The organism is Pseudonocardia sp. Cha107L01, assembly GCF_052566575.1.
Genome location: NZ_CP199579.1, coordinates 6,767,201 through 6,783,863, shown reverse-complemented (window position 1 = coordinate 6,783,863; position 16,663 = coordinate 6,767,201). Strand labels below are relative to the sequence as shown.

At 69.4% G+C, this 16,663-nt stretch carries 16 protein-coding genes; 4 read left to right on the top strand and 12 right to left on the bottom strand.

All coding sequences use genetic code 11. The features are described from left to right. Positions 1 to 5: 5 nt before the first annotated feature. Positions 6 to 1,778 (bottom strand): ABC transporter substrate-binding protein, encoded by a 1,773-nt coding sequence (locus tag ACTXG6_RS31925; protein ID WP_445183123.1) that lies wholly within the window; start codon positions 1,776 to 1,778, stop codon positions 6 to 8. 399 nt (positions 1,779 to 2,177) lie between these two features. On the opposite strand from ACTXG6_RS31925, the gene ACTXG6_RS31920 reads away from it, so the two are divergent. The 4 genes from ACTXG6_RS31920 (at position 2,178) to ACTXG6_RS31905 (ending at position 5,056) form a co-directional block, all read left to right on the top strand. Next, a complete protein-coding gene (locus ACTXG6_RS31920) occupies positions 2,178 to 2,888 on the top strand; it encodes a GntR family transcriptional regulator (RefSeq protein ID WP_445183122.1) in 711 nt (236 codons plus the stop codon). A gap of 115 nt (positions 2,889 to 3,003) precedes the next feature. After that, positions 3,004 to 3,432 carry a VOC family protein gene (locus ACTXG6_RS31915; RefSeq protein ID WP_445183121.1) on the top strand — a complete coding sequence of 143 codons (429 nt, stop codon included), beginning with the start codon at positions 3,004 to 3,006 and terminating at the stop codon, positions 3,430 to 3,432. Positions 3,433 to 3,848: 416 nt separating this feature from the next. Continuing rightward, entirely contained in the window at positions 3,849 to 4,502 is a 654-nt protein-coding gene (locus tag ACTXG6_RS31910; RefSeq protein WP_445183120.1) for an RNA polymerase sigma factor, read from the top strand. After that, positions 4,499 to 5,056, top strand: a complete 558-nt coding sequence (locus tag ACTXG6_RS31905) for an alpha/beta fold hydrolase (protein ID WP_445183119.1) — start codon at positions 4,499 to 4,501, stop codon at positions 5,054 to 5,056. Before ACTXG6_RS31910 ends, ACTXG6_RS31905 begins: the two co-directional genes overlap by 4 nt. Here the strand turns inward: ACTXG6_RS31905 and ACTXG6_RS31900 are convergent. From ACTXG6_RS31900 to ACTXG6_RS31850, 11 genes are all read right to left on the bottom strand, one after another. Then, complete coding sequence (locus ACTXG6_RS31900; protein WP_445183118.1) at positions 4,998 to 6,650, bottom strand: PucR family transcriptional regulator; 1,653 nt, start codon at positions 6,648 to 6,650, stop codon at positions 4,998 to 5,000. The two genes, ACTXG6_RS31905 and ACTXG6_RS31900, sit on opposite strands and share 59 nt — an antisense overlap. Positions 6,651 to 6,698: 48 nt before the next feature. Beyond that, positions 6,699 to 7,313: an MEDS domain-containing protein gene (locus ACTXG6_RS31895; protein ID WP_445183117.1), complete on the bottom strand. Its 615-nt coding sequence runs from the start codon at positions 7,311 to 7,313 to the stop codon at positions 6,699 to 6,701. 52 nt (positions 7,314 to 7,365) lie between these two features. Next, entirely contained in the window at positions 7,366 to 7,554 is a 189-nt protein-coding gene (locus ACTXG6_RS31890) for a hypothetical protein (protein WP_445183116.1), read from the bottom strand. Between the two features lie 92 nt (positions 7,555 to 7,646). Further along, a complete protein-coding gene (locus ACTXG6_RS31885; RefSeq protein ID WP_445183115.1) occupies positions 7,647 to 8,753 on the bottom strand; it encodes a cobalamin-independent methionine synthase II family protein in 1,107 nt (368 codons plus the stop codon). 106 nt (positions 8,754 to 8,859) lie between these two features. After that, complete coding sequence (locus ACTXG6_RS31880) at positions 8,860 to 10,860, bottom strand: acetate--CoA ligase family protein (protein WP_445183114.1); 2,001 nt, start codon at positions 10,858 to 10,860, stop codon at positions 8,860 to 8,862. After that, a complete protein-coding gene (locus ACTXG6_RS31875; RefSeq protein ID WP_445183113.1) occupies positions 10,848 to 11,720 on the bottom strand; it encodes a CoA-transferase subunit beta in 873 nt (290 codons plus the stop codon). The genes ACTXG6_RS31880 and ACTXG6_RS31875 overlap by 13 nt, the downstream gene beginning before the upstream one ends. After that, the gene (locus tag ACTXG6_RS31870; RefSeq protein WP_445183112.1) at positions 11,717 to 12,625 is read right to left on the bottom strand and encodes a CoA transferase subunit A; all 909 of its coding nucleotides are present in this window, start codon (positions 12,623 to 12,625) and stop codon (positions 11,717 to 11,719) included. Before ACTXG6_RS31870 ends, ACTXG6_RS31875 begins: the two co-directional genes overlap by 4 nt. Beyond that, positions 12,622 to 13,389, bottom strand: a complete 768-nt coding sequence (locus tag ACTXG6_RS31865; protein ID WP_445183111.1) for an SDR family NAD(P)-dependent oxidoreductase — start codon at positions 13,387 to 13,389, stop codon at positions 12,622 to 12,624. The genes ACTXG6_RS31870 and ACTXG6_RS31865 overlap by 4 nt, the downstream gene beginning before the upstream one ends. After that, positions 13,386 to 14,126: an SDR family NAD(P)-dependent oxidoreductase gene (locus ACTXG6_RS31860; protein WP_445183110.1), complete on the bottom strand. Its 741-nt coding sequence runs from the start codon at positions 14,124 to 14,126 to the stop codon at positions 13,386 to 13,388. Before ACTXG6_RS31860 ends, ACTXG6_RS31865 begins: the two co-directional genes overlap by 4 nt. Then, positions 14,123 to 15,442 carry an FAD-dependent oxidoreductase gene (locus ACTXG6_RS31855; protein WP_445183109.1) on the bottom strand — a complete coding sequence of 440 codons (1,320 nt, stop codon included), beginning with the start codon at positions 15,440 to 15,442 and terminating at the stop codon, positions 14,123 to 14,125. Before ACTXG6_RS31855 ends, ACTXG6_RS31860 begins: the two co-directional genes overlap by 4 nt. Before the next feature lie 159 nt (positions 15,443 to 15,601). Next, positions 15,602 to 16,642 (bottom strand): hypothetical protein, encoded by a 1,041-nt coding sequence (locus tag ACTXG6_RS31850; RefSeq protein ID WP_445183108.1) that lies wholly within the window; start codon positions 16,640 to 16,642, stop codon positions 15,602 to 15,604. Between the last annotated feature and the right edge of the window lie 21 nt (positions 16,643 to 16,663).

Here is a 16,663-nt window from a genome sequence, read left to right as displayed (position 1 = left end):
AGGGGTTATCCGTTCAGCCACACGTTGGTGATGTCGAAGTTCTCGTTGATCGGGAGGTAGACGGTGTTCTGCAGCCGGGAGGACTTGTAGAGCGGAACATCCACATTGGCCAGTGGGACCAGGGCCGCGTCCCGCATGGTCTGCAGCGACGCCTGCTGCCACAGGTTCGCCACCTGTGACTCCTGTGAACTCGGCAGGGAGAGCGCCTGCTTGATCAGGTTGTTGGTGATCGGGCTGTTGTAGTCGCCGTAGTCCACGGAGTTCGGCCCGTAGTTCGTGCCGTCGGTCATTGGTTGCAGCACGGCCCGGCCGTTGACGCCGAACCAGTCCGGCACCCAGAACAGCAGTGCGACGTCCCAGGTGCCCCGCTGGCTGCTGGACGGGTCGGATATGTAGTGCACGGTGAAGTCGGTCTGGGTGGCCGAGATCATCTGGACGGTGATGCCGGCTGCCAGCAGGTCCGCCTGGATCAGCTGCGCGGTCTGCGGATTGTTCTGGGTGTTCGGGAAGAGCAGCTTGAGGGTGAGCCCGTTCGGGTAGCCGGCGGCGGCCAGCAGTTGCTTCGCCTTCCGCGGATCGCCGTGGTCACCTTCGGTGGGGTAGAGATTGAACGGCTGGAAGCCGACGTCGCCCTTGGCGAGAATCTGGCTCGCCGGCTGCGCGATCTTGCCGCCACCGAGTGTCTGGGCGATCGCGGTCTTGTCGATGGCGTACTCCACGGCCTGTCGGACCTGGAGGTTCTTCATCGCCGAGTTCTGGTCGGGACTCTGCTGGTTGAACACCGCGTAGCTCACCGCGGCGCTGGAGTTGACCGACAGGTTTGGATCGCCGGTCAGTCCGGGCAGGTCCGGTGTGGGCACGACGACGTCCCAGCCCATGTCGGTGGTCCCGGCCTGGATCTGCTGTTGGACGGCCTGCTGGGTCTCACCCTCGTTGATGACGATCTTGTCGACGTAGGCCTTGCGGATCGGGTCGCTGCTGGCTGTCCAGGCCGAGTTGCGGTCCAGCACGATCTGGCTGCCCGGCGTGTACTTGGTGATCTGGTACGGGCCGTCGGACAGGACGTGCGCGTCGAACTCCGGGCTGTTCGGCACGTAGTCCAGGTACTCGACGGGCACCGCCGAGGCGAAGGGCTCGGCGATGATGTCGAGGAAGTCGGCGGTGGGGTGGGTGAGCTTGAAGACGATGGTCTTCGAGTCCGGGGCCGTGACGCCCGAGATGTCCTGCCCCTTGATGTAGGCCGCGATGGCGGCCGCCGTGCCCGGGACTTTCGACTCGGCGGCGCAGTACGACGCCATCCCGTGGATCGTGCTGGTGAAGTAGCTCGGCGCGCCCACGGGCGCGACCGGGTTGCACATGCGCTTGAAACTGCGAACGAAGTCCTGGGCGGTCACCGACCGGGGCGGTGTCGAGTTCCACATCACCCCGTCGCGCAGGTGGATTGTGTACGTGTTGCCGCCGTCGGTGATGCCACCGTTCTGTTCGGTCGGCACCACGCTCGCGACATCGGCCACCGGCGTGTCCACCGTGGCGGTTTCAGTACTGGCCGGGTAGCTGAACAACTGCCGCGTCCAGGCACGTTCCTCGGTGTGGGTGTCGGTGTTGTAACCGGCGGTGGGATCGAGGAAGTCGACGTCGCCGACGCCGGCCAGGGTGAGCGTGCCGCCGGGGTGCGGCGTGGACGTGCCCGATGCGGTAGTGCTACCGCTGCACGAGGCCGCCATGACACAGAGGATGACGGCCCCGGTGATCAGGGTCAGGCGGCGGGCTGTGCGCACGATAGTGACCTCCACGCTGCCCACGACCGCCGGACAAGAGCAGTGGCGCAACCAGGGCATCTCGAATGAGCTGATCCGAAATCTCCGCGCCATCGCGGGAGAATCGGCTTCCGGGGAGCGGCTCGCCGTCCCGGCGGTGTCGGACAATGCGATTGCAAGATGTTGACATTCGGAACCTTAGCTAGTTGACTTCCGTGGCGTCAAGGTCGGGAGTGGGCGGGTGAGGGCAAGCCGGTCCGAGAGCATTTTCGCCTCTCAAACGGAATATCGCTGTCATATGAGAAACGTCCACGAAACAATTCCTGCGAGCCCGCGGCGGCGTGGGCGGACTGACCTCGCCCCATGTTGGGCTAGCCTTGCTAACATTCTCAATATCAACAACCTGTGCGGGGGTGGGTAATGCGCGACGGCGTGCTGGGCATCCAGCAACCCCGTCGACGAGGGCTTACCGACGAAGTCGCCGAGGGCATCCGCCACGCGATCTTTGACGGCTCGTTCGAGATGGGTGAGCACCTCAACGAGGTGGACATCGCCGAACGGTTGGAGGTGAGCCGAGGCCCGGTCCGGGAGGCCCTGGTGCAACTGCGCCAGGAGGGCATCGTGACGATGAAATGGCACCGGGGTGCGCACATCGTCCAGTTCACCGCCAAGGACGTGCGCGAGTTGGCAAGCTTGCGCACCGTGTTGGAGGTGTTCGCGATCCGCGAGGCCGCCGTCTCGGCCACTCAGGCCGACCTCGACCAGATGAACCAGGTCCTCACTGCGATGTCCCGGGCGCTGAACGACGAGAGCGACCACGCGATGATCCAGCTCGACCTGCAGTTCCACGACTGTCTGTACCGGGCGGCACGCCACGACCGGCTCTGGAACGCGTGGAGTTCCATTCGCTCGCAGGTGATGCTCTCCCTGCTGGTCAAGCGAGACACGTTCAACGAGTACTACCGCGACAAGGTCATCGCGGAACACCAGGACCTGCTGCGGGTGGTCGCCGCACGCGACCCCGAGGCCTGCGAACGCGCGATCCGTGAGCACCTGGCGGCCACTTACGAGCGGCTGGTGAGCCGGTTCCGCTCCGCGGACGAGGAAGCCGCGGAGCCGACCAAACGCTGAGGTCGGTCATCGCGAGATCGCCTCACGACGACCTTGGGTATCGTCAGTTTGTGGAATGTTGACATTCTGACATGGTTGGCGGCAGTGTTGGGGGCGGCCTCGGAAGGAGTTTCAAATGACTACCCGTCCCGGTTTCCATCTGGCGATACCGGTCGATGACCTCGGCAAGGCGAGAGACTTCTACGGCGGCGTGCTCGGTCTGAGCGAGGGCAGGTCAGCGAGCGTCTGGGTGGACTGGAACTTCTACGAGCACCAGGTGGTGACCCATGTCGTGGCGGACGCGGCGCGCCCCGCCGTCGCCGGGCACAATCCGGTGGACGGCCACGAGGTCCCGGTGCCGCACTTCGGGTTGATTCTGCCCATCTCGGACTTTCACGCCTTAGCGGACCGGTTGCGCGCGGCGGGCACGAAGTTCGTGATCGAGCCGTACCTGCGGTTCGAGGACGAGCCAGGCGAACAGTGGACGATGTTCCTCCTGGACCCCGCGGGTAATGCGTTGGAGTTCAAGGCGTTCCGAGACGAGTCGCAGATCTTCGCGAAATGATCCGCACTGCACCTCTTAAGCTGCTATCAATGGTGGACTCGAGCGGTGAGCGGTGGGCTGTCTCGAACCGGTAGCCAATTCCGGTGGTCGTTTATGGCGTCAGCGTCGCCTGCGAGTTCGTTTCGGAGGAATGTTCAGACTGGATGTGTGCAGAGGCAGTCGGCGGCCCGACTTGCTAGCTGGGATGGAGAGAGTGTGTGCACCGCGGTGCGGTGCCCACCGGCCCCGTAAGCGTGGTCGGGAGCTCGGCGAGCCGGACCCAGACCTGCGTGATGGTGGTCGGGGACGAGCGCCTCCCTGCCATGAGCCCCGGTGACGGCCCCACAGCACCCGCTCGGACGCGGCGGCCATACGACTGCCGCGATCGTGGAGGGGCTAGGACCGGTGGAGTGCGCTGTGGCCGTGTCCGGATTGTGATGGGCATCCGCATGATTCCCGCCGAGCGGTTGAGCCGGACCATGACGGAGTCCGTGAACCTGGATGTGTCTCTAGCATCGCTGCCTGACCTGGCTGGCACTCCGGATGATCTGCTGCTGGCCGGGTTCTGCGCGGGGGATCCTCTTCTGACGGTGGCGTTCGTAGAGCGGTTTCAGCGGATCGTGTTCGGCGTTGCGTTGGGTGTCGTCGGTGACCGCGGCCTGGCCGAGGACATCGCGCAACAGGTCTTCGAGCGAGCTTGGACGCGCGGCTCGACCTTTGATGGCGGCCGCGGGTCGGTGCGCTCGTGGTTGATCCGCATCACGCACAACCTCGCGGTCGACGCCGCGCGGGTCCGGCGCCCGTTCCCGATCGAGACAGAGGCCCTGTACTTGCTCGTCGCGGCCGTCGTTGACGGCCCGGAGCATCAGGCGGTGGCCGAGGAAACGTCTGCCGGGCTACGTCAGGCGCTGGCGGCGCTTCCCCCTGAGCAGGCGCGCGCCGTGGTATTCAGTGCTGTGTACGGGTTCACCGCCCGCGAGCTTGCCGCGTTCGAAGCGATTCCGCTGGGTACTGCGAAATCCCGCATCCGCGCCGCGCTGGCCAAGCTCCACGAGACCGTGGCCGACCCGCAGCACGTCCCTGCTCGGTGAGCAGTCAGCGCCGCCTCGAAACGCGCAGGCAGGTTCTGCCGATCCTGCAGGATGCCGGACATCGCGCCGTCGCCGTCCAGCAACCCTTGTCCTCGATCGCCGACGATGTCGCCAAGGTTCGCGGCGTGCTCGACGAACTGGGGACCCCAGTGGTCGTCGTCGGCCATTCCTTCGGTGGCGTCGTCATCACACAAGCCGCCCATAACGCCGCCAACGTCAGTGCGCTGGTGTACGTCGCGGCGTTCGCACCAGACGAGGGAGAGACCTGCCCGGACGTCGACCCCGTCGAGGCCCGCGTGATGGCGGCCGTGCAAGGGCCCAGCGACGCCGCCCGCTTCGGGTTCGTGTCCGGCCCGCCGGCCTGGCGCGAGCACCGCACCCATTACGTCGTCGCGGAGAACGACCAAATCATCCCGCCAGACCTAGAGCGCTTCATGGCCGAGCGTAGACGTCCAGGACGATCGGCGGCGATTGTCCCCCGATGCGACAGATGCACTATCTGGAGCGCAGTACGCGGAGGGTGCTCCAGGCCCGCGTCGCCAGCTGCAGGTTGAAGCACGTGTCCGGGTCACTGAGGTCGAGGCCGCCGATCTGGCGGATCCGCTGTAGCCGGTACTTCAGGGTGTTGCGGTGCACGATCAGCGACTCGGCGGTCAGCTCGTAGTTGCCACCGCGCGCCAGGTACTGCGACAGCGTGCGGACCAGCTCGGAGCCCCGCTGCTCGTCGTAGGCCAGCAGGTCACCGAGCCAGCGCTGAACGAACCGCTCCACCTCGCTGAGGTCCTCGATGCCCACCAGCAGCCGGTACACGCCGAGATCGTCGAAGCGGATGGAGCGATCGTCCCACTCGGCGGTCGCCGGCAGCCGCAGCGCGAGCTTGGCCTGCCGGTACGAACGCGGGAACTCATTGACCCGCTCGCAGCACTCGCCGACCCCCATCCGGGCGCGGCCACCACCCAGCTCGCGCATCACCGACCTGCGCAGGCTCTCCCAGTCCGGCTCACGGTCGGCCAGCAGCACCACTTCGGCGCCGCGCGCGGCAAGCAGCGTCCCAGCCGGTTCGTCCCTGGCCGCCCTGCGCACGGCCTGGAAGAACGTGTCGTTGTCGCGGGTTCGGCCCCGGCCCTCGATGACCACCACCCGGTGCGGACGTTGCAGGTCGTAGCCCAGCGCCATGGCGCGCGCCAGACCGCTCTCCTCGTCGGTGCCGTTGAGCAGCTCGTCCACCAGATCGCGGCGCAGCCGCAGCTCGCTCTCGGCCAGGCTGCGGACCCTGGCCAGCTCCATAGCCAGGATCGTGGCGCCGTGTTCGAGCGCCATCAGTGCCTGCTCGCTCGCGCTGGCCGTCGGATCGACCAGCACGATCGCACCGAGGGTGTCGCCCTGGGGGTGCGCCAGTGCCAGGATCCTTGCGCCGTCGCGGATCGGTCGCACGGCCCGTTTCGCCCGGCAGATCAGCCGCTCGCGACGGGCCGGGGAGTCTTTCGGGTACGGGTCCGGCCTGTTTGGGCCGGCCCAGGCCTGCAGGTTGCCGTACCGATCCTCGATCGCGACCTGCAGCCCGGTCAGCTCGTGCACGGCCCGGGCGATCCCTTCGCTGCCTTCGCCGGACACCGCGACCGCGGTCAGCCGGGTGTGGATGTTCATGCTGTGTTGCAGGGCTCCGACGGTGCCGCGCAGTCGCTCGTTGAGCGTCGAGAGCTCGGCGGCGGTGGCCTGCTCCTGGGCGTGCAGTCGCTGGTTGGCCAGTGCGCCACCGGCCTGCTGGGCAAGCGACCTGAGCAGGAACTGCTCCTCGGGGGACGGTTCGGTGGACGCGCCGATGACCAGGTGCCCCAGGTGGCCGGCGATGCTGCTCAGCGGGTAGGCCCACGCCCAACCCATCGTGGGTAGCTCGACGAGCCCGCCGGTGGCGCCGACCAGCGCGAGCTGGGCTTCCAGGCCGGCCACCCGACGCCGGCCCCAGGCCAGCTCGACAGACACCACGCTGCAGCGAGCCAGCGATGGCGCCGCCGTCACCGCCAGCTCCAGTATCTGCTGCTCGTCGGCACCCTCGGTCATCAGTTTGCCGAGCACGAGCAGGCTGCGAAGGCTGGACAGCAGCCCGCGCTCCAGCTGGCTGGGGGCATCCTGCCCCAGCAGCGTCACCGGGCCGCCTCCGCCCTGAGGATCGCGTCGGCGGTCATGGCCGACCTGTCATGAGTGGCTCGCCAGGTACACCTCGGGGTCGGTGTACCACGGGTTGTCCAGCAACTGGCCGCTGAGCAGAACCTTCGGGTGGGTTCGCAGGATGTCGAGCAGGATCTCCCCGTTCGAGAACTGCTCCAGGTCGTACAGGCACAGGATCACCTGCGGGTAGCGCGGAAGGAACTCGTTCAGCCTGGCCTCGTAGGCGAGCAGGTGCTCGACGCCGGGCAGGTCGCGCAGCGCCCAGGTCATCTCCCCGACCGCGCGCACGAACCGGTAGCCGTCGTCGCGCACCGCGCCGCCCACGGCACCGTCCCAGAACTCGATCATCCGGTCGATGACGAAGCAGCCGCCGACCAGGTAGCTCGACTCGGAGTGCATCGACTCGAGCTGGCCGGTGGCGAGCGAGAGGTCCACGTCGAGCTGGGCGGCCAGGGTGCGAACCGTCTGGCCAGCATCCGGATCGTCGGTGACGCAGATGCACTTGTCGCCGGCCAGCAACCCCTCCCGCAGGTAGGGCACCAACAGCTCGTCGCGCTGCGTGGCGCCCCGGTAGAACGCGCAGATGTGGTCGCCGGGGACGAGGCTCACCCCCGGGAGACCCATCGCCATCGAGGTCGTCATTGGCCCCGCCTCCGGCATCCGACCGGGAACAACTCTCGGCCGAGCATCGAACTCACTGACCGTACCGCTGGACGTGCCCGGCGAACAGGGCGTCCGCGTCGATGACCCGGGGCGCGATCGTCCTGGACACCCAGGTCAGGTTCACAAAATGTCGGGCGTTGATGTTCTCCGTTGTGATGGTGCCGCCCCAGGTCCCGCAGCCGAGGGATCTTGGTGACCTTGTCGTCCGCTGCGACCTCACTCCTGGCTGGCTCGGTCATCGCATGTCCGTTCCGCTCGCCCCGGTGGGTGGCGGAGCGGCCTCGAGCGCCGCTCGCCACTCACCGGGGTTGGTTACTTGGCTGCCAGCTCGGCCCGCACGATGGCGGCTCCGTCGCCCAGCGCGCGCAGCTTGCTGGCCGAGATCATCCGGTTCAGGTTGATCAGGCCGCAGTCGGTGGACAGCCCGAGTTTCTCGGCCGGGACGAACTCCAGGACCTGTCGGATCCGGTCCGCGACCTCGTCGGCGGTCTCGGTGATGGTCGACTTGACGTCGATGACGCCGGCCACGAACGGCCGATCCCAGTTGTGCTCCACCAGCGGTTTGAGGTCATCCGGCCCCATCCGACCGACCTCGTAGTTCAGCGCGGTGATGTTGGTGTCCTTGACCTTCGGGAAGATCGCGGCGGCCCGCTCGGGTGTCGACGACTCCGCCGTGCGCTTGTCCAGCACCCAAGCGCCGAAGTCCTTCTCGTTCTCCTCCGGGAAGTAGCCGGGCGTACCGGAGTAGTTGCCCCAGCAGGTATGCACCCAGAAGTCGCAGCTGATGCCGTCCATGGCGGCGTTGATGGCGTCGACCTCCCAGTCGCCCATCCCGTACGGCCACACGAACTCGTCGAGCTGGATGATGTCGCAGCCGTTGGCCTCGAGCTCCTTGAAGTCCTCGTTGAATGCCTTCGCGATTGCCATCCCGAGCTCACGGGTGTCGCTGTAGTAGTTGTTGGTAGCCGCGGCGGCGAGGACCTGGATCCCCACGTACGAGATCTTCACCGGCTTCTTGGTGGCCTTGCGGGTCGCCCGCAGAGTGGCGAGGTGGAACGGGTGCGCCCTGGTCACCTCCCCGACGACCGTCGGCGAGTACAGCGTCGAGTAGATCGGCAGCCCGATGTTCGTCCCGGACGGCTTGAAGCCGGTCATCCGCTCGTAGTAGTGGTAGATGATCTGCGCGTACGGCGAGTCACCGCCGTACACCTTGCCGTCGGAGATGACGTCGAGCCCGGCCGCCTCCTGGTCGTGCACGATCGCCAGCACGGCGTCCTCGAACGCCTCCCTACTGATCGCGTCGTAGATGAACTCGCCCTTGGGAAAATGGGCGAACCCGTGACCGTCGTACCACCGGGGATTCGGATAGTTGCCGACCATCGTGGTCGGGAGCAGCATGTCCTCGGATCCGACTCGCATCTCTTGCTCCTCGCCGGGTGGATTGGGTGCTCTGAGACGCTACGCCGGGCAAAACCGCAGGTCGTTGGCCTAGAAGACCAAAGAATGTGACCGGGATCTCGTCCCGTTAGGACAATACTTTCCAGTCAACGGCGATCGCGCCGTCCCGCGTCGCCAACACAGGGTTGAGGTCCAGCCCGGCGACGTCGTCGGCGGCCAGCAGCAGGTTCCCGGCGGCCACCACCACGTCGGCCAGTGCGTCCAGATCCACCGGCGGGCCACCCCGTGAGCCGGTCAGTAGCGGGAAGCCGCGCAGCCCTGCCAGTAGCTCGCGGGCCTCCGCCCGGCGCAGCGGGGCCAGCGCGAACGCCACGTCGGCGAGCACCTCCACCCAGATCCCGCCGAGACCGACCATCACGACCGGGCCGAACACCGGATCGCGCAGCGCCCCGACCGCGACCTCCACCCCGTCGAGCTGGCGCTGCACGAGCACCTCGCCGTGGCCGAGCGCGAGCAGCCCGGTGGCGGCGGCGCGGACCTCGGCGGGGGTGCGCAGGCCGAGCCGGACGCCGTCCAGCTCGGTCCGGTGCGCGGCAGCCGCCAGCTTCACCACGACCGGGAACTCGGTGGCCGCCCGGACGGCCTCCTCGGTGGTGCTGCACAACACCGAGGCGACGGTGCGGATCCCGAACTCGGCCAACACCTCGGCCGCTCCCGCCGGGTCCGTCGGTACCGGGCCGACCCGGCGATCGGGGCCGGGCGGCGGCGGAGCGGTCCGTTCCCGGGCCAGCGCGTAGCGCCGGGCGTGCCCGACCGCGCGCGCGGTGCGGGCCGGCCACTCGAAGCACGGCACGCCAGCTTCCTGGAGCAGCTCGGCGTTGTGCCGGGCCTGCCTCGGCGCCACCCAGCACACGTGCACCGGCACCCCGACGCCGTCGGCCCGCAGCGCCACCACCGCGTCGCGCAGCTGCCGCGCCGTCGGGGTGTCCATCGCGGCACGCTGCAACAGCACTGGGATTACCACGTCCACCTCGCCCGAGCGGGCCAGCAGGTCGGTCAGCCCGGAGTACAGCTCGGCGTACCGCGACCACACCGGCGTGACGTCGACCGGGTTCACCGGGCTGGCGAACGCCGGCAGCATGTCGCGGATCTTGTCCTGCAGCGGCGGCGACAGCGCCGGCACCGAGAGGCCCTCGTCGGCGAGCAGGTCGGCCAGCTCGACGCCCACCCCGCCGGAGTTGGTCACGATGCCCACCCGAGGACCGGCGGGCAGCGGCTGGCCGTCCAGTGCCCTGGCAGCGTCCAGCAGCTCCTGCCCGGAACGAACCTCGACGATGCCGGCCTGGCGGAACACCCCGCGCCAGACCGCCTCCGAGCCGGCCAACGCGGCGGTGTGCGAGCTCGCCGCCCGGGCACCTGCCTCCGACCGGCCGGTCTTGGCCACGATGACCGGCTTTTCCGGAGTGGCCAGCCGAGCTTGCTCGACGAACGCCCGCCCGTCCGCGACGGACTCCAGCAGGAAGCACAGCGTCGCCGCCGACGGGTCGGCCACCAGCTCCGTGAGCAGCTCGGCGATCGTCACGTCGCAGGTGTTGCCGGGCGCCAGGATCTTGGCGAAGCGCGCGCACTCGTCGGTGGCCACCGTGTAGATCGCCATCCCGTACGCGCCGGACTGGCTGACCAGGCAGATCCCGCCGCCGCCTCGGGGCAGCCCGGCCGCCATCGACGCGTTGAGCGGCAGGTCGCAGTTCTGGATGCCGAAGCAGTTCGGCCCGATCACCCGCACCGGTCCGCCAGGGCCGCGGGCGGCGGCCACCAGCTCGGCCTGCAGCGCGGCGCCTTCCGCGCCGGTCTCGGCGAACCCGCCGGAGAGCACCACCATCGCGTGCACGCCCTTGGCGGCGGCGTCGGCGGCCACCCTGGGCACCGAGGCGGCGGGCACCGCGACGACGGCCAGGTCGATCTCACCCTCGACGTCACGCAGCGTGCCCCCAGCGCCGACCGCGACCACCTCGCCGGGGAAGGACTCCAGGTTGGCGGCCAGCAGCGCTCCGAGGGTTCCGGGTCGGTCGGAGGCGCCGACCAGCGCCACCCGCCGGGGCGAGAACAGCGCGGTCAGCAGGCGCACGACGTCGACCCCTGGTGGTCGAACCGGCGCTTCAGCTCGTCCGGCCCGAACTCGAGACGGCGGACCCCGAGCGGGTCGACCGCACGCAGCGCCGCCAGCTCGCCGGTGCTGGGCGGGTGCAGGATGCCGTGCTCCAGCTCAACCCTGAGCTCGAATCCGGTGGCGTCGCGGACGTCCCCCACGGTGACGTCCGGCCAGATGGCCCGCAGCCGGGCGTGGCCGTCCGGGCCATAGTCGAACACGCCGAGCTCGGTGATCAGCCACTGCGGGCCACCACCGGCGTAGCCCAGCTCGGCCCGCGACCCGGACGGCGTGACATGGCCGATGTCGGTGAGGAAGTCCAGCTTCGGGACCAGGGTGCGCCCGGACCGGTGACGGGTGGTGCACAGGGTGAGCGTTCCGATGGTGGCCGAGATGTTGCAGCCGCCGCCACCGCCGCCGAGCTTGATCTTCGGCCGGGCCGGGTCGCCGATGGCGGTGACGTTGGTGTTGCCGTAGCCGTCGATCTGGCCACCGGACAGGAACATCCGATCCACCGCGCCCCGGGTGGCGGCATCGAAGAACTCCTCGAACCGCATCCGGTAGACCGCGTCGCGGTGCAGCGCCAGGTCGTTGCTGGTCGGCGGGATGAAGACCGGATCGGGGTTGACGGCGTAGGTCGCGCCCTCCACCAAAAGCACATCGCGGGCGTGCGTCCGCCGGGCCACGTGCATCGCCACCTGCGCACAGGGGCTGGCGAAACCGTGGAAGACGACCTCGCGGTCCCGGATGGTCCGGGCCAACGCCACCACGAACCACTCGTCGATGGTCCAGCCGCCGCTGGCGCGCTCCACGGATGGTGCGCTCGCAAGCTCGCTCATGAGAACAGCTCCTGCCAGTTCTGCACCGACAAGGACCAGCCGACCAGCCGGTCCGCGTCCACATCGAGCCGGTAGGCCTTCTCCCCGGCGTGGACGTACCGGTCGAGGTAGGTGGCGATGGCCGCGCCGCCAGCACTCGCGGCGGCAATGTAGCTGGCCAGATGCGGCCGGTCGTAGCCGTAGCTGGGGTAGCAGGATGACGGGTGCGCCCCGAACGGGATCTCGGCGACGGCGGCCACCGCGTGCGCCGGGATGACCACGCCGGCGGCGGCGACCTCCTCGGTGGAGACCAGCCGGTCCACGGTGGCCAGCACCATGCCCGAAGCCGCCGCGAAGCGCTCGTCGAGCACGAACGGCTGATCCAGGTGCAGGTTGCCGTGCCGGTCGCCCATGGGGGCGTGCAGCAACGCAACGTCCGGCGCCAGCGGCGGCACGGCGACCAGCTGCTCGCCGGTGAACGGGCACTCGACCATGCCGTACTCGCCGTGCAGCCGGCCGATGTCGGTGCCCTTCACCCCGCGCACCGGTAGGAACGGCAGCCCCATCTCGGCGGCCCGCAGCTGGGCCAGCACCGTGACGCAGCAGCTCTCCCGCACCTCGATCGTCCCGGTCTCGGCGGCCCGCCGGAACGCCGGCGCGAGCCCGAGGTCCTGCTCGAACCCCACGTAGCTCTCCTCGCAGACCTTCACCGCGCCGGCCGCGATCAGCAGGTCGACGTCGATGCTGTGCGCCGAACCGACCAGGTGCAGGTCGCGGCGGCCCTGCCGGATCAGCTCGCGCACCAGCGCCATCGGCAGCCGGGCGCACAGCCCGCCGCCGAGCGCGACCACCGCGCCGTCGGTGACCAGCGCGGCTGCCTCGGACAGCGAGGCCCGCTTGTGCGGCTTGAGGTGGAAGGAGCTCATTGCGCCGTCATCCCGCCGTCCGGAGTGATCACCGAGCCGGTCAGGAACGAGGCCTCGTCGCTGGCGAGGAACAACGCCACGTTCGCGATCTCCTCGGGCGTACCCAGCCGGCCGATCGGGTACTTGACCAGCGTCTTCGCCAGCCCGACCTGCAGGTCGCCGTCGCCCCTGGCGCGCAGCATCGGCTCCATCAGCGGCGTGTAGACGGTGCCGGGGCAGATCACGTTGACCCGGATCCCGCGCGGCGCCAGGTCGAGCGCCATCGAGCGGGTCAGCGCGACCACGGCACCTTTCGCGGAGCAGTAGGCGGCGAAGTTCGGCACCCCGACCATGGCCGACACCGAGCCCTGGTTGATGATCGAGCCGCCCTCGCCCATGTGCCGCAGCGCCGCCCGTGAGCACAGGAAGGTGCCCTTGACGTTGACCGCGAAGCAGCGGTCCCAGTCGTCCTCCTCGGCCACCGCGACCGATCCGGAGCTGTTCACCCCGGCGTTGTTGTAGAGGATGTCGATGCGCCCGAACTCCCGGGCCGCCAGGTCCACCGCGACCTCGATGTCCTCAGCGTCGGAGACGTCCGCGGCCAGTGCGAGCGACTGGCCGTCGTCCTCCTTGGCGATCATCATCGCGGTGGCCGTTGCCGCCTCGGCCTTCAGATCCAGCGTGGCCACCGCCGCGCCCTCGGCGGCGAAACGCAGCGCGGCGGCCTGGCCGATGCCCGAGCCCGCGCCGGTGACCAGGGCGACCTTCCCCTCGAGCCTGTTCATAGAGTTGTCCACCCTCCATCGATGATCAGCGCGTGACCCGTCATGTACGCGAGCCGCCCGGAGGCCAGCACCGCGATCGCATCGGCGATCTCGTCGGGCTGGGCGACCTGGCCCAGTGGGATCCGCGACTCGACGGCGTGCCGCAGCGCGGGCTGGTCCAGCCGCCACTGCGTCATCGGCGTCTCCACCATCCCGGGACAGACCGCGTTGGAACGGATGCCGGCGTGCGCGTAGTCGGCGGCGATCGAGCGGGCCAGCATCAGCGCGGCACCCTTGGACGCGGTGTAGGCGCTACGGCCGGGGAACGCGACCAGCCCAGCGACCGAGGCCACCGTGATCACGTGCCCGGCGCCCTGGGCGAGCATCACCGGCAGCGCGGCCCTGGCACACAGGAACGGGCCCCTGGCGTTCACCGCGAACACCCGATCCCACTCCGCCACCGGCGTCTGGTGGCAGCTGGTGGCCTCCGGCGAACCGCTGATCCCGGCGTTGTTCACCAGCACGTCGATCCGCCCGAACCGCTGCGTGATCTGCCCGAACGCCTGCTCGACCTGGGCGGCGTCGGTGACGTCCGCCCCGACGCCGAGGCCACCGGGGCCGGCCACCTCGCGGGCGCCGTCGCAGTTCAGGTCGAGCACGGCGAGGGCGAAGCCGTCGGCGCACAGCCGCGCGCAGGTCGCCCTGCCGATGCCGGAGGCACCGCCGGTGACCACCGCGATCCGCTCGCCGGGTGTCATGCGGCTGCCTCGTGCACGACGCGCTGCGCCGCCTGGGCAGCCACCGTCAACGGGTCGTACACCGGTGAGTACGGCGGCGCGTAGGAGAGGTCGAAGGCGGCGAGATCGTCCACCGACAGCCCACCGTGCAGGGCCGCGGCCACCACGTCGACCCGCTTGGCGGCGCCCTCCCGGCCGACCAGTTGGGCGCCGAGCAGCCGCCCGCCCGCCTCGTGCACCAGCCGGACGTGCAGCGGTTCAACCCCGGGGTAGTACTTCGCGCGGCTGCGGCTCACCACGTCGGTCGCGGTGGCGGTCATCCCGGCGGCCCGCGCCTCGGCCAGGGTCAGCCCGGTGCGTGCCACCTCGAGCTCGAACACCTTGACCACGGCTGTTCCCACCACGCCGGCGAACACCGCGTCGCCACCCGCCGCGACGGTGCCGGCGACCCGGCCGGTCTTGTTCGCCGCCGGGCCGAGCGGCACGAACGCCGGTCGGCCGAGCACCCGGTGGTACGGGGCGACACAGTCGCCGGCCGCCCAGACGCCGGGCAGGCTGGTCCGCATCCGGTCGTCCACCAGCAGCGCCCCGCCCGGGCCGGTACGGGCGCCGGCCTTGGCGGCAATGGTGGATGCCGGCCGCACCCCGGCGCAGACCACCACGACGTCCGGCCATGGCGCTCGATTCGCCAGCAGCTCCGATACGTCCACGCCCAGCCGCAGCTCGGCCCGCTCCCGGACGTGCTCCTCGACGATGGCGGCGAGCGGCTCGTCCAGGTTGGGCAGCACCCGGTCGAGCCGCTCGGCGACGGTGACCCGGCAGCCGTGGCCGTGCAGCGCCTCGGCCAGCTCCAACCCGATGTAGCCCGCGCCGACCACCAGCGCATCGCGCACCGACCCGGTGTCCAGCAGGGCGCGCAGCGCGATGGCGTCCTCCATGGCCCGGATGGTGAAGGTCGGCCGACCGTCCAGCCCGTGCAGCGGCGGGAAGCCGGGGACGCCGCCGGCGGCCACCACCAGCGCCGAGAAGCCGATCCGCTGCTCCCGCCCCTCGTGCCGGTAATGCACGACACGCTGATCGGCGTCCAGCTCGACGGCCTCGGCGCGCAGCCGCAGGTCGAGCCGGCGGCGGTCGCGGAAGTACTCCGGCGGGTAGGACACCAGCTCCTCCGGCCGCTCGATCAGGCCGGCGAGGTAGTACGGCAGGCCGCACATCCCGTAGGCCGCAAAGCCGGTCGCCTCCAGGACGACGATCTCCAGCGCGGGGTCGACCCGGCGGGCGGCGGACGCGGCGGACATGCCCGCCGCGCCGCCGCCGAGCACCACGAGCCTGGTCACCTCGGAAAGCTACGGTCCGGAGTGTGGTCGGGGACACGTCCCGCCCGGCCAAAGTCCGGGTCCGCGTTCGGCCGCCCCGGACGAGGTCCACCCAGCACCGTGGCCGGCCCGGACAAGGTCGGGCCGGCCGGTGTCGGCGTCACGAGCCACCCCCGGTGGCTACAGGCCGACTCGGACCTGTTTGGCGGCCGCCCCCATGTTGCGCAGCTTGGCGTAGGCGGTGGTCCGGCTGAAATAGCCGAGGCCGCAGTCCGGCGCCACCAGTAGCCGGTCCGGCGGGATGATCTTCAATGCGCGCTGGATCCGGTCGGCGATCTGGTCGGTCGACTCAACGATGGTGTTCTTCGCGTCCACCACGCCGACCCCGAGCACCTTGTCGGCCGGGAAGTTCCCGAACGCGTCGAGCTCGCTGAAGTTCTTGTTGGTGAACTCCAGATGGATGACGTCGACGGGGGAGGCCGCGAACAGTGGCATCATGGTGGCGGCGTGGTCGTCGAACACGTCGCGCTGGCCATCCACGCTGCCGTAGCAGACGTGCCAGAACTTGATCATGTTGATGCCCTCGAACAAGATCTCCTGGCACTCGATCTGCCACATGTCCTGGGTGTAGGGCGGCAGCACGTCGATCAGTTGCACCGCCTCCAGCCCCATGTCCTGCAGGAAGTGCAGCTCCTTGTTCAGCGCCCGTGCGATGTCCTTGGCCAGCTCGACGCCGTCGCCGTAGTGCTGGTCGTCCAGGATGACGCTCTGCTGGGCCGGGCCGAGGAATGCGACCTTGAACGGGCGGTCGGTGGCGTTCTGCATGGCGTAGACGACGCCTTCGAAGATCGGGCGGACCCACTCGACCTTGCCGTTCACGGTGCCCTTGTAGAACGGCTTGTACTTCGCGCCGTCCCCGGGCGGGCCGTAGTTGGTGATCCCGCCGAGCATCTCCGGGATGTAGTGGAAGATCGGCTCGAGCTGGAACCCGGGCGCCTCCCACTCGTAGTACTGCGCCCCGTCGCACAGGATGTCCAGACCGGCGAGCTCCTGCTCCCTGGCGACGATCTTGCTCGCGTCCTCGTAGGTGACCCGGATGTTGTGGCTGCGGTAGGTCGGCTCGTACTGGCTGCCGAACACCCGGCCCTGCAACCAGTGTGGCCTCGGGAAAGCAGACACCGCCGATACCGGGAGCAGTACTTCCTCGCTACGGATCTCCATTGCTGTTTCCCTTCATGCTCT